The organism is Streptomyces sp. S4.7 (assembly GCF_010384365.1).
Lineage (GTDB): Bacteria > Actinomycetota > Actinomycetes > Streptomycetales > Streptomycetaceae > Streptomyces.
In genome coordinates this window covers 5,439,773-5,453,153 of record NZ_CP048397.1, presented here as the reverse complement: position 1 = coordinate 5,453,153, position 13,381 = coordinate 5,439,773, and the positions used below count along the sequence as shown (strand labels likewise).

Annotated in this window: 8 protein-coding genes; 2 read left to right on the top strand and 6 right to left on the bottom strand. The window is 68.3% G+C overall.

Features of this window, described 5'->3' with window-relative positions; translation table 11 throughout:
• Positions 1 to 99: 99 nt before the first annotated feature.
• From SSPS47_RS24390 to SSPS47_RS24375, 4 genes are all read right to left on the bottom strand, one after another.
• Positions 100 to 2,640 (bottom strand): beta-galactosidase, encoded by a 2,541-nt coding sequence (locus tag SSPS47_RS24390; protein ID WP_164252879.1) that lies wholly within the window; start codon positions 2,638 to 2,640, stop codon positions 100 to 102.
• Positions 2,641 to 2,921: 281 nt separating this feature from the next.
• Positions 2,922 to 3,656, bottom strand: a complete 735-nt coding sequence (locus tag SSPS47_RS24385; protein ID WP_164252878.1) for a YgjP-like metallopeptidase domain-containing protein — start codon at positions 3,654 to 3,656, stop codon at positions 2,922 to 2,924.
• A 55-nt stretch (positions 3,657 to 3,711) separates the two neighbouring features.
• Positions 3,712 to 7,428, bottom strand: a complete 3,717-nt coding sequence (locus SSPS47_RS24380) for a DEAD/DEAH box helicase family protein (protein ID WP_164252877.1) — start codon at positions 7,426 to 7,428, stop codon at positions 3,712 to 3,714.
• Between the two features lie 124 nt (positions 7,429 to 7,552).
• Positions 7,553 to 8,107 (bottom strand): ATP-binding protein, encoded by a 555-nt coding sequence (locus tag SSPS47_RS24375; protein WP_343234901.1) that lies wholly within the window; start codon positions 8,105 to 8,107, stop codon positions 7,553 to 7,555.
• 296 nt (positions 8,108 to 8,403) lie between these two features.
• Between SSPS47_RS24375 and SSPS47_RS24370 the strand changes: the two genes are divergently transcribed.
• Positions 8,404 to 9,258 (top strand): Scr1 family TA system antitoxin-like transcriptional regulator, encoded by an 855-nt coding sequence (locus SSPS47_RS24370; protein ID WP_164252876.1) that lies wholly within the window; start codon positions 8,404 to 8,406, stop codon positions 9,256 to 9,258.
• Entirely contained in the window at positions 9,255 to 9,464 is a 210-nt protein-coding gene (locus tag SSPS47_RS24365; protein ID WP_239065039.1) for a DUF397 domain-containing protein, read from the top strand. The genes SSPS47_RS24370 and SSPS47_RS24365 overlap by 4 nt, the downstream gene beginning before the upstream one ends.
• A 28-nt stretch (positions 9,465 to 9,492) precedes the next feature.
• Here SSPS47_RS24365 and SSPS47_RS24360 read toward each other — a convergent pair whose 3' ends face one another.
• Together SSPS47_RS24360 and SSPS47_RS24355 are read right to left on the bottom strand one after the other, a co-directional pair.
• Complete coding sequence (locus tag SSPS47_RS24360; protein WP_164252874.1) at positions 9,493 to 10,731, bottom strand: hypothetical protein; 1,239 nt, start codon at positions 10,729 to 10,731, stop codon at positions 9,493 to 9,495.
• On the bottom strand, positions 10,715 to 13,327 hold the full coding sequence (locus SSPS47_RS24355) for a class I SAM-dependent DNA methyltransferase (RefSeq protein WP_164252873.1): 2,613 nt from the start codon (positions 13,325 to 13,327) through the stop codon (positions 10,715 to 10,717). The genes SSPS47_RS24360 and SSPS47_RS24355 overlap by 17 nt, the downstream gene beginning before the upstream one ends.
• Between the last annotated feature and the right edge of the window lie 54 nt (positions 13,328 to 13,381).

Sequence of the window (13,381 nt, the reverse complement as noted above, 5' to 3'; positions counted from 1 at the left end):
CACCGTAATCCGCCCCGCGGCCCGGCCCCCGCCGGCCCCCGCAGGACGCGATCACGCGGCCCGGGGTGCGGAGGAGTCCCCGGGCCGCGCGGTCCTGGGTCAGCCGCGGCGCACGGTGAACTCCGCCCGGCGTACGCGCAGTACGGTCCGGCCGCCCTCGGTCGAGACACGCGCGCCGTCGCACCGCGCCGCGCCCTCCACCACGACCACCGATTCCCCGCCGGGAGCGCCGAGCGCGCGGAAGGCCGCCCGGCCGTCGGCGGCGCCGGTGATCTCCGCCGTCGCGTACGCGACGCGCAGCCCGCCCGCGGTCAGCCCGAGCGGCAGGATCGCCGCCGTACGACCGGGCAGGTGCAGCTTCTCGCCGCCGAAGAGGGGCTTGCCGTTCTCCGTGACGGTGAAGTCCTGGTCGTAGCCCGAAGAGACGTTGAAGGCGTGCAGCAGCCGTCCGCGCTCGCCGTCGGCCGTCGTCAGCAGGAAGACTCCCGGGTCGGTCGCGCTGTGCCGGAGGGCGGGGGCGGCGCCCAGGGCGCGGAAGGCGCGGCCCCAGAAGGTCAGGTCGCACTGGTAGTCCGTGGTGATCACGACGGCCCGCCCCCGGCCGAGCGGGATGTCGAAGCCGCAGCCCTTGCCCGTGGACAGCTCGCGCAGCACGGTCTTGCCCCGGGAGGGCTCGCACAACTGGGTCCGTGACAGCCGCACTTCGGGGAGCGGCGCCGCCCAGCCGTGGGCGGTGACCGACAGCCAGAAGCGGTTCGCGTCGGTGAGTGTCTTCCCGGCCTTGAGGCCCAGCGCGTCCGCGAGCACGGTGCAGCGCTTGTCGGCCATGTCCTTGACCGGCAGCCGCCCGGACAGCAGCAGCTTTCCGCCCGCCTCGACGTAGCGGACCAGGCGCCGCTGGAGTTCGGCCCCCAGGTGCTCGCCCGTGGCCAGCGCGAGCACCGGTACGGACTTCGGGTCGAGGTCGCCCGCCTGGAGGTTCACGCTCGGGTAGCGGAAGCCGCCGAGCAGCATCGCGCGGGCCAGGGTGCCGCGCGGGCCGGCGCCGCGCGTGTCCACCGCTTCGTCCAGCACGCTCTGTACGGAGGCCAGCTCGGGCGGGTGGTATTCGGTCAGATAGTGATCCGGTACGAAGCCGAGCGCCACGTCGTCGTACGTCGTGCGCATCGGTGCGAGGACATCGGCGAGAGAGCCCATCGCGCGCACCGTCCGCCGCGTCGGCTCGTAGCTGACCCCCGGCCGGCCCTCCGGATCGACCGGCGCGGCGAAGCCGTGGCGCTCGCCGGTGATGCCGATCCGGTCGTTACCGTCGCCCGTCGGCTTGTCGAGCTTGGGATTGAACCCGCCCGCGAACAGGTAGTAGTTGACCATTTTCGCGCCTTGCGCGATACACAGACGGGTCTTCAGATCCACGCCCGAGGGGCTGGTCTGACTGTCCAGGTTCTGGCCGTAGTCGGCGTGCCCGGCATCGAACTCCTGCGCCGTGACCGGCTGATCCTTGTCGTTGACCGCGTCCATGAAGGCGTTGATGAGATACAGGTCGGTGACATTGCGCAGCGTCAGATCGCCGAGGTAGAAGTCCGCGCCGGAGATCGTCCCCTCGATCCCCCCGTAGGTCTCCATCAGCTGGCTGATGCCGATGGGGAACGGCTCGGCCCGGCTGTCGGAGGTGCCGTGGATGTTGATCACGAACGGGACGCCGGTGACCCCGTACTCCCCGGCGGCAGAGCGCAGTTCGGCGACATACCGCGCGAAGCGGCCCCGCATGAAACGGCCCAGGTCGTGCATCAGAGCGGCGCCGTACGCGTCCTTCGGGTTGCGGATCGCCTTGCGCCGCCCGGCCAGGTCCTCGCCCGCGAAGGGGTAGCGCCCGGCGAGCCCGTCGCCGTACTCCTCGCGCAGCCAGCCGTCGAAGTCGGCCGTCAAGTGGTCGGTGAGGTCGGGGGAGTTGCTGACCCAGGCGAGCATCCCGATCTCGTTGTCGAGCTGTACGGCGATGACGGGGCCCCCGCTGCCGTGCAGCCGTTCCGCGAGTACGGGCATGACCGCCGCGTACCAGTGCCGCATCTCCTTGAGGAACGCGGGCGCGAGGTAGTCGACGGTGGGTGTGGTGGCGGGAGCGTCGTTCCAGCCGGTGGAGACGATCTCGGGGTGGTCCTTACGCACCCGCTCGGGGACGCCCTCGCCCTTCAGCTCGGCCATGGTGAAGGGACCGGGGCGGGCTATGAAGAGGAAGCCGTTGCGGTGGCAGAGGTCGATGAAGGCGCCGAGGTCGCGCTCCGGGCGGGTGCGGCCGGTGACGTCGATGGTGCCGTCGGGCAGTTCGTGCCACATCCAGGGGATGTAGGTGGCGATGGTGTTGAGGCCGGCGGCCTTGGCCTTGTCGAGCCTGGACTGCCAGTCGGCCTTCTTCAGACGGAAGTAGTGGATCTCTCCGGCGAGTACGAGCACGGGCTTGCCGCCGATGAGGATCTGCTTGTTCCGGTACGTGACCGCCCCCGGGGCGGTGTCGCCGGGGGCGGCAGGAGCTGCGACCGGGGCGGCCAGGGCTTCCTGTACGGACAGGCCCGCGGTGGCGAGCGTACCGAGGGCGGCCCCGCCCAGAACGGTTCGGCGGCGTGGGGCGGGGACATGCGTCATGGCGTCGTACTTCCTTGGGGGGAGCAGAACGGGGGGCGGCTCGACGGAGCTGGAGGGCGGCATGTATGCGCTGCCTGTATGCGCATACATGCACCCTGGAGCAGGCCCCTCACGGGGCACAAGAGTCCGCCTGATCACGCTTGGGTAACGGGCACGGCGGGCTGAAGCCCCCGCGCGGCGCGGCCGGCGCTCCTCGGCAGGGAGCCCTCCAGGAGCCGGTCAGCCCCGAAGGGCGGCGAGGCCCGAGCGGCAGAGTTGCAGCTCGGCACACCGCACGGCCGCTAACGAACCGCCCCGCGCCACAGATGAGGCTCTTCCTCCTCGAACCAACGCTCCCGCTCCTCGGCGTCCGCGAGTGCGAGGCGCACCTCCCGCCGAAACGCGGCGCCGTGTCCCGCGGCGCGCACATGGCACAACTCGTGGACAAGGACCAAGTCCACCAGAGCCGGGGCCAGTTGCATGGTCGCCCAGTGCACCGTGATCGATCCGTCGCGTTCACGAGCGCCCCAACGGCGGCCGAGATCGCGCACCCTGACCGAGCCTGGGGTCACCCCTACACGCGACGCGAGAGAAGGGATACGCGCCGAGAGCCACCGGCTGCCGCACACCGCGTACCACTCGGCGATCCGCAGCGCCCCCTCGTCCGGCGTGTCCGGCCGGGGCAGTTCCAGCCGGCCGCGGTACAAACGCACCCGCTGACCCTCCCCCGCAGGGACGAGCTTCAGCCGGTGGCGACGCCCGAGGTAGGCCATTCCCGTGCCTCCCACCAGCTCCTTCACCGGCTCCGCCGACCGCTCCTGCCTGCGCCTTACCTCATGCACAAGTCGCGGCAAACGGGACCGTACGGCGTCGGCGACGGCCGCCGGGTCGGCATTCGCCGGTACCGCGAACAGCACTCCGCCGTCAGGCGCCACCTCAATGCCCAAGGTGCGCCTACGGGGCCGTACGACGACCTGCCACAGCCAATCCCCAGGTACCGGAAGAGCCGCGATCGCCTGCTGGACGGAAGTGGTCACCGGCCATTCCTACCACTCGCCCCGGACAGAGCCGCCCCGGGCTCGGTCGCGGCGCTCATCCACCCCCGTGGCCCAGGAAATCGTCCCTCCGCCGCAGCGCGAGTTCCAGCAGGTGGTTCGCGAGGGGGCTGGTGTCGTCCCAGTCCATGCCCAGGCCTTCTTCGAGCCTGGCGCGCAGGTTCCGGCGCACCAGGTCCTGGGCGTCATCGCCGGTGAGGAACTGGGGCGGCCGTACCCACAGCGCTATGTCGGCCGCCAGCCCCCGTGCCGCCTGGTGGAAGTCCACACCTGGCGGCATCTCGACGGCCCCGGCGTCCACGAGCCGCTGCCGCAGCAACCGGTAGATGGGCTGTTCGGTGTGCGGGGCCAGTCCACTTGAGTCGTCCTGCTCTCCCTCCGCCGTGTTCACATCGCCGATCAGGCGGGTCAGGTCGGCCGCGGCTTGTTCGAAGTCCTGCGCCATGCGGCGGGTGATCTCTTCGAGCCGTTCACTGAACTTCGTGTACCGGCCCCGGTCGGCAGCGATCTCCGCCGTGATGTGCAGGCTGAGCCGGCTCGTCATGTACGCGGTCCTGGCACGTGTGTCGCTGTTGGCGTCGACGCGCGCCATGAAAGTGGGGTCGGAGATCTCGAGGGGTGGGATGCGCTGCTCGATTCCGGTGACCTTGAGGTGCTGCGAGATCAGCTGCCGCACCTTGGCCCCGTAACGTCGCGGGCTGAACTGGTCGCGCCCGTCCAGATATCGGTGCCTGGCCAGGATCTGGGTCTCGCCAAGCAGTCGTGCGGCGTGTTCGTGGCGCAGCGCCTCGGGGCGCGGCAGCACCGCGTTGACCGAGGTGAGGAAGTCCCTGACGAGTTCGTCGAACTCACCCCGCAGGTATGGATCCGCGAGCGAGGCGAGCAGGTCCTCGCTGGGGCCTTCGTCGGCAAGGTCGGTGACGTCCTCGATGCCTCGCAGCGCCAGGAACTCACCGATCCTCCGTTCCAGATCGGCCAGCAGCGCATCGGCGGCGGCGTCGGACTGGAGCAACAGACCCTCGCGCGGCTGCTGTTCGCCTCGGGGCTCCCCGTGCGAACCGTCACTTGAGTCCGCACGGTTGAGGTGGTCGACCGTCACTTCGTCATAGCCGTACACGTGGCGCAGATGCGCCTGGTCGTATGCCGCGAGGGAGCGTGCCAGCTCGGGGCCGATGCCGACGAAGTCGACGACCTGGCCCCATGCCTTGGCGTGGTGGGGGCGGTTGGTGCGGGCGACGGCCTGAAGGAGCCCCGCACCCGCCATGCCCCTGTCCAGGTAGAGAACCTGTTCCACAGGCGCGTCGAAACCGGTGAGCAGCATGGACTGGACGAGGAGAAAGGCCATCGGCCCCTCCTCTGTCTCCGGAGATCCGGCCGCGCCCCTCGCCGCGTTCTCATCTCTCTTCTCGCTCGTATCATCGACGCGGTTCTCGTGCCAGACCTCTCCGCTCCCGGTCGCCGTGCCCCACCCCGGCGACACCGTTCCATGCGGGTCGACGTACCACGAGGGGTCGTCCGTTGCGGCGTGCGGGTCGCCGACACCCCGCTTGAAACGCTCGATGTGCGCGTCCTGGTGGGACTTGGCCGTCCAGGCGCTCCAGCACTCGGGGTCCTTGGGCTTGCCGGGCTGGGCCGGGGAGATCACCACCGCGGCGTCGATGGACGCGAGAACGTCGCGGTGCGGCAGGATGTCGAGCAGCTCGCGCTGCTCCTCCGTGGCGTTCAGCGCGGCGAGGGGATCGTGGATGAGGTCCGGAGGCAGCGCGTCGAGACGTGCCAGTAGCAGGTCGCGCTTGTCGAGCAGAGCCTCCTGGTAGCGGACAGCGGCCAGCCTGGACACGGCCACGACTTGCGCCCCGAAACGGTCCGGCAGAGCTGAGCGTGCCCAGTGCCGCAGTATGTGGTCGGCCTTCTCCGCGATGACGGAGGGTGCTTCCAGGATCTCTTTCCTGCGTGCGAACCTCTTGAGCACCCGGACGCGCCGTTCCGGGTCGTCCGGGACCTTCTCGTCGAACTCGGCGTCCAGTGCGGCCTTTTCGACCACTTCGAGCGGCACGCTGAACGCCTCGTACCGTACGGGCACCACCGAGCGGTCCCGCTCGGCGTCCCGCAGCGTGTAGGTGTCGGCGAACGGCCCGAAGATCTCCTCGGTCGTCTTTCGACGCTTGTCGATGATGGGAGTGCCGGTGAAGCCGATCAGTACGGCGTTCGGCAGCATGGCGCGCAGCCGGGCATGCTGCCAGCGGGCATGGCCGCGGTGGGCTTCGTCGATCAGGACGACGATCTCGTGGTCCGCGTTGGCGACCTGGTTGTGGAGGTGGGGCCCGGTGTGCTGTGCGTCGGATTCGTCTTCTTCCTGACCGTCCGCACTGTCCGCCGTCTCCTCCTCTCCCAGGGACTCCGCCGTCCCGTCATACGCGGTGTCGTCCCGTTGCGCCTTCTGGATCATCACCAGCGTGAGATCAGGCACAGGGACGGCCAGAGAACTGCGGGCGCCCTTGACGCTTCCCGCCCGGTGTACCTTCTCGTCGCTCGCGGCGAGGCTGGTCCGGATCTGTTTCTCCAGGTCGATCCGGTCGGTGATGACGACCACCTTGTGCCCGGACAGGTCCGGGTTGCTACGCAGGTGCCGTACGAGAAACGCCATGGTCAGGCTCTTGCCCGAGCCCTGCGTATGCCAGACGACCCCGCCCCGCTGATCGGTCACCAACCCCGCCGAGACGGCGGCGTTCCGGTTCCGGAGCCGCCGCGCGATGGTCGACACGGCCCGGAACTGCTGATAGCGCCCGATGATCTTGACAGTGCGGGAGCCGCTCCCGGTCCAGGTGGTGAAGTCCCTTACGAGAGTGAGCAGATGGGCGGGGCGCAGCACTCCGGCGACGAGTACGTCCTGGGCAGTGAGAGGTACGGTCGCGGCCTTCCCTACCTCTTGCCGTACATGAGCCTCGGTGTACGGGCTGACTGTCCGCCAGGGAGCGAAGTGCTGCGGCTCGGCGGTGACGGTGCCCAGCTCGGCGTGATCGCGATCCGTGCCGACGAGGACCTGCGCGTACCGGACGAACTCGCCCACGGCCGTCGCCGCGCCGACTCCGGCGTAGCCGACCGCCTCTTCGACTGCCGCGTCGAGCGCGGCGCGACTGTCGTTCGCGGTCAGTAAGGGCGCCTTGCACTCGACGACCACCCAGGGCAGGCCGTTGACGAACAGGACGAGGTCCGGCGTGGCGGCCTGGACGCCGTCGCGCTCGACGCGGAACTGGGAGACGAGGAGGAGGTCGTTCCCGCCGTACCGTCCCTTTCCCTGTCCGCTTCCTTGTCCGCCTCCGTTCTTCTGTCCGGCCCCCGTGGCGAACTCCCCGTCCCAGTCGACCAGCCGGATGTGCTCCGGGTCCCCCTTGCGCCAGCCGGGAACGGTCCGGGAGTTGACTCCCAGCCTGAGCAGCTTGGTCACTTCCGCGTTGCCCGCCACGCCGTGCTCCACGGGGCCTTGGCCGGGGGCTGTGCCACTGACTCGCGCGAGCAGGTGGTCGAGTTGCGCGCCGGAGAGCCAAGTGCCGCCGGTCGGACCGGGGTTGAAACGAGCCACGGCGGTACGGAACCGGTCCGCGTAGACGATCTGGGCGAACGAGGTACGGCCGGAGGCGGCGGGTCGTGTGGCGGGTTCACCCGGCGGCGCGCCTTGGAGGTGTTCCCACCCCATGGCGACCAGCTGGTCGATCAGCGGCTTCTCGGTCTTGTCGTACTCCGGTTGCCCCACGCTGGCCTCCCACCGCCCTCGCCCCGTCACCGTGCGTCCCGCGCGCCACCCGAAGGGACGTACGCGGAACTCTACCCGCGGGTGATCGAGGGCGCCGGTGGCACGGACGGGTACGGCGGAAGGCTTAGGCCGCGAGGGAGGAGGCGGCTCCAGCGTCGGGTGGCGGGCCCGAGTTCAGGGCGAGTTCGAACCAGATGGTCTTACCGCCCGGCCCGTACGGCCCCTCCCCTATGGCGCAGCCGCCCCACCGGTCGGCGACGAGATCGAGAATCACCAGCCCGCGCCCGCCTTCTTGTTCGGCGCCCCCGCGCGGGCCGCCGGGCCGGCGGCGGGGCTCTGGCAGATCCGGGCTCATGTCCCAGACGCTCACGCGCAGGACGGGAAACAGCCAGTGCAGGCGCACGGCGGCCGGCCCTTTGGTGTGCCGCACGGAGTTGGTGGCCAGCTCGGAGGCCAACAGCTCGGCGCGGTAGGTGAGTTCGGTGAGCCCGTGGGCGCTGAGGACGGCCCGCAGGGTGGTACGGGCGATACGGGGGCCGCGCGGATCGCAGGGGAAGCTGAGTTCGTACTGCCAGGGTTCGGTGAACGGGATCGGGACGGGGTGCAGTTGAGGGTTCGCGTCGGGGCCCAGATCAAACTCGGGGCCCGCGACGGGCTTCGGTTGCGGGTCAGTGCTCACGAGGCACCTCCTGGGTGCGTGACGTGACGTGGGTGGGTTGCGTTGGGCCGCTCGGAGTTGCGGGTGTCTTGCGGTGCGGGCGTCGGCGGTGGCAATGCCGGTGTGGACCTGCCGTCCCGGGCGGGCAGGGGGAGCCGGTGCGCTTCCGTTGACGCGGGGTGAGCGGCGCGAGTCACACACTAGAACATTGCGACTCACATGTGAGTCATCATTCACGAATGAGTGAGTCGATCGTCGACTCACTGGCGTCGGGCTGATCGCCCTGACACACTTGTGCGCGCACGGGAAGAGGACTCATGGCCCAACGAAACGCCCCCACCGGCCGTCAGCGGCGCCTGGCAAGCGAAATGCGCCGCATGCGCGAGCAGGCCGGCATCTCCATCCAGGGTGCGGCCTCCATGTTGGGCGCGGACCGAACAATGATCTCCAACATCGAAGCCGGCCGGACGGGACTGAGCGAGGACCGGGTACGGCAGATCGCTTGCCATTACAAGTGTCCGGACACAGCACTGATCGACGCGTTGGCCGCCATGGCCGCCACCCGCCGAACTCGATATTGGTGGGCTGAATACCGGGGCAAGCTTCCTGATGGCTACCTCGATGTTTCCGAGATCGAGTACCACGCCGCAGCCATCAGAACAGCACAGACCGTGCACTTGCCCGGCCTCCTACAGACCGAGGAGCACGCGCGGGCGATTTTCGACTTCGCTGTGCCGGAGCTGCCACGACTGGAGGTCGAGCTGAGAGTCGCGCATCGCATGGGGCGTCAATCCATCCTCACAGGGGAGAACCCGACCCCCTACGTCGGCATCATCCATGAGGCGGCGCTCCGGCTGGAGTTCGGCGGACATGAAGTCGCTCGCCAGCAGCTGCACCATCTGGCCGACGCAGCCGACCAACCTCACGTGACGCTGCTGGTCATTCCCTTCAGTGCGGGCGCTTTCCACGGCGCGGGCCAGTCGATCCTCTACGCCGACGGAGTTGTGCCGGAGTTGGACACAGTCCAGCTGGATACGTCGTTCGGTGCCCACTTCGTAGATGCCCCGACGCCGCTGGCGAACTATCGTTCGCTGCTGGACCTCATGGAGCGCTCCGCGCTTCCTCCTGACGAGTCACAGAAGCTCATCAGGTCCATCGCCCGCGATTTGTGAGAGGCACGACATTGACTGACAGCAAGTGGCGGCGCTCATCGTTCTGCGCGGGGGGCGGCAACAATTGCGTTGAAGTCGCCACGACGGAGGACGGCCGCGCCCTTCGCGACAGCAGCAGGCCGAGCGGGTCGTTCACGACCAAGGAGGTTGCCTTCCGTGCGCTGATACGCGGGGTGAAAGCCGGAGTGTTCACACCTCTGACATGACACCGGCGGATGTCCGCTACCTGACCGCTCAGGTCGCCGGAACGCACACCTTCCCGCTAAGCAAGTCCTCGACCAGGCCCTGCTGTACGGTTCGCAGCTTCGCGATCTTTCCCCGCAGATTCTCGACGCGACGTCGGCTTGCCTCTACGGCAGCGACAATCTGACGCTGCTCCTCCGTCGGCACATCGGGCACAAGCAATTGACGAATTGCGGCCTGCCCGATGTTCTTCATGCTGCCACTCGTACCGGTTGCCCTCGCCTTCACCTGCCTGCGAACTCCAGCGCTAAGCAGTACGAGTTCTATAAATCCGGAGTCCCCTACCGCTTCATCCGGTACAAGTCTCAGAGTCTTGTCGCTCAGCATCAGTCGGGGCTCCGGATTGCGTGCGATACATGCCAGTCCGACCAGTTGCTCGGTGTTGGCACGAGTCATGATCAGGTCACCATGACGAACTTCGTACTGCGGATTGATGAGGGCAGGGTCTCGGACGGTCTTGTTCTCCATGCTCTTGAACCAACCCGCCTGCACTGCACTGACCTTGAGCACTCCCCACTCCGCGTCTCCTGCGGGAGTGTCCTCGGCCAGGGGACTCTTTCCCGCCTCGATCCGGTCGAGCCATTTCCCTAGCGGAATTCTGTCAACGGCATCCGTCATCACTCGTGAGACAATGGCCTCTTCAGCAACACCTAGCTTGCCGAGCACCCCTTCCAGAGCGCCGATCCGCCGCGCGAACGCCGTGTGAGCGGCAACGATGCTCTGCTGCTGAGTCAGAGGAATCTCCGGCACCCGGAGCGAGCGGATATGAGCCTGGCTGATATTTTTCATGCTGGCGCTCGTACCGGTCGCCAACCCTCGAATTTGCGCGCGCGTAGCGGGCTGCAACAAGGCCAGCGCAACGAATCTCGGATCAGCTACATCCTCATCGACCTGAAGGCGGAGTGTCTTGTCGCTCAGCATCAATCGTTGGGGAGGTGAGTCCACCACGCAAGCCAGTCCGACGAGCGCCTCCGTATTGGCTCGCGTCATAAGCAGATCGCCCGACCGCACTTGAAATGATGGGCGGATATGCACTGCATCTCGGACAACTTTGTTCTCCAACGCCTGAAAACCGCCAGGCTGAACCGCACTCACCTTGAGTACCCCCCACTCGCCATCACCAGCAGGAGTGTCCTCCGCGACGGGACTCTTTCCCGTCTCAATGCCCCGCAGGTAACGAGCGAGCACTGTCCGGCCGACCCTGCCGTCCGAGTTAGTTGGTGCGCGCATAACCCAGCTCCCTCAGCCACCCCGTCAGCTCCCCCGCCGCCCCGTCGCTCTCCGCCTCAAGCTCCGTCAGGGACACCTCGTACTTCTCCGCCCAACGACGGAACGCCGCCACCAACTCCCGCCGCCCCGAAGCGACCGCCGCGCCCAAGCGGCGGCTCAAGTCGCCGTCCAGGACCTCCAGCACCACCCGCTCCGCCTCACCCTCCGTCGCGATCGCGACATCCGCAGCCGCGCGCAGGTCCTTCAGGAACTGGTCGTCCAGCGCCTTGCGCTTCTTCTTGGCGGCCGTCAGTTCCCGCTTCCGCGCCGCAAGCACCTTCTCCAGCCGGGTGATCTCCTCCGGGGACACCGGCTCCGCCGCCGCGACCTCGTCGCCCGGCTCCTCCGCGCCGTCCTCACCTTCGTCGTCCTCGGCCACCGGCGCCGGCCTGGCCTCCGCCAACCGATCCAGCGCCGTCCGCTGCGCCGTGTCCGCCGTCGCCACCGCGGAGTCGGCCGTCGCGACCGCGTCCAGGAACTCGGGGATCAGCTCCCGTACCACCGGGTGGTCCATCGCGCGGCGGCGGTCCGCCGTCGGGACCGTCGGCTTCTTCGCCGGTGTGCCACCGTCGCTCTCCGGATCCGGCGGCATCACCGGATCCACGATCGCCTCGACCGCGTCGACCCAGCCCGTCAATACCCGCTCGAACCCACCCGCCGCCAACGCCTTGAGGTCGTAGCGGTTCGCCATCCACCAGTCGGCCATGATGCCGGCCGTCGTGTAATCGTCCAGGACACCGACCCCGCCCACCGACGAGGTGAACCCGCTCACCAGCGAACCGCGAAGCTCCATCAGCCGTCGGTCCGCCGCCAGTTGGCCGAAGCGGGGCCTCTGCTTCGTCCACCAGTCTTCGTACTCCACCCACAACCGCTTCTCGGACTCCGCCGCGAGGCCGGGAATGCGCTTCGCCGTCGCCTCCGGTCCCTCGTCCAGGAAGTCGTAGTACTCCGGGTCGTCCTCCCGCTCGGCGAAGAGCGCCGCCGCGTCGACCCCGTACGCCGTGAAGAGCGGCTTCTGGTCCGCGACCTCCGCCACCGGAACGCCCCCGTACAAGTGCGCTCGTACGTCCTGGGTCTCGGCCGGCGGTGAATTGTCCACCCACCGGCGGATGTTGAGGTTGGCATCCACCGCCAGCAGGTCCGCCACGTTCACTTCTCGTGAGTAGCCGGGGAGTTGGCGCCACTCGTGGAAGACGGTGACGATCTTCTCCACGTGCTCGGGGCCCAGTTCATTCTGGTTTCGACCCACCGTATAGTCGCGGTCCGCGTTGATGAACAGGACCTTCTTCTCCCGTTTACCCCGCTTCTGGTACGGCCGTCGCAGCACGAGCACACACGCCGGGATACCGGTCCCGTAGAACAGGTTCGGACCGAGGCCGATCACCGCCTCGACGCAGTCCTTCGCGAGCAGCGCCTTACGGATGTCGCGTTCCTTACCGCCCCGGAACAGCACGCCGTGCGGCATGACGATCGCCGCCACACCGCGCTCCTCCAGCACGGACACCATGTGCTGGACGAACATCAGGTCGGCCTTCTTGCCGCTCTCGGGCGCCCAGCCCCATTCCATCCGCGTGCCGTGGTCCTTGTCGGCACGTGCCACCGCGTCCGCGTCGTAGTTCAGTGAGAACGGTGGATTCGAGAGCACCTTGGTGAAGGTGCGGAGCCGTTTGTCCCCATCCAGATGCAGTGGCTCCGTGAGTGTGTCGCCGTGCTTCAAGTCGGCGTCGCGAATGCCGTGAAGCACCATGTTCATACTGGCCATTGCCCAGGAAGGGCCGTTCTTGTCCTGCCCGTTGACGCCCAGCTCCTCGGGGTTGCCGCCGTGCTCCTCGACATGTTCGCGCGCCGCGATCAGCATGCCGCCCGATCCCGCGCACGGGTCGTAGACGGACTCCGTGGGCTTCGGATCGACAAGGCGGACCATCATCCGCACCACCGCGCGCGGCGTGTAGAACTCGCCGCCCTTCTGCCCGGCCGAGTCCGCGAACCGGCCGAGCAGGTACTCGTACGCGGCACCCAGCATGTCCGGGAACTCGAAATCCTCGTTGCGCAACCGGTAAAGGCTGAAGTGGCGGATCAGCGAACGGAGTTCCGGGTCGGTGAAGCGGGGTTTCGTGCCGACGACCTCATTGAACGTGATGTGTGAGGTGACTCCGGCCAGCTTCCTGTTGCCCTCCTGAAGGGCGTCCAGCGCCTGGTCCAGCTTCTCGCCCACCTGGCTGGTGAGGCGGCCGACTCCGGGCACGGCCTCGTCCGGACGCTCGGGATCAAGGACATGCGGGCCCTTCCACCAGCGCGCCCGTGGCGGCACGAAGAACACCCGGGGGTAGCGATCCGGGTCGTTGGCCCGCTTCAGCGCCTTGGCCTCGTCGCCGAACTTCTCCAGCGCCGCCTCGTACTCCCGCGTCCACTCGGGTTCGAACTCGTCCGAGGCCCGCTTCAGGAACAGCATCCCGAAGATGTAGTCGCGGTACTCCGAGGCGTCCATCCGTCCGCGCAGGATGTCAGCGGCCGAGAAGAGGTGCCGTTCGAGTTCGGGCAGGGTGATTCTGGCCACGCGCCATTCCTTCGTACGCTGGGAGGCCGGAGTGCTCCGGAGTGCTCCGGCAGC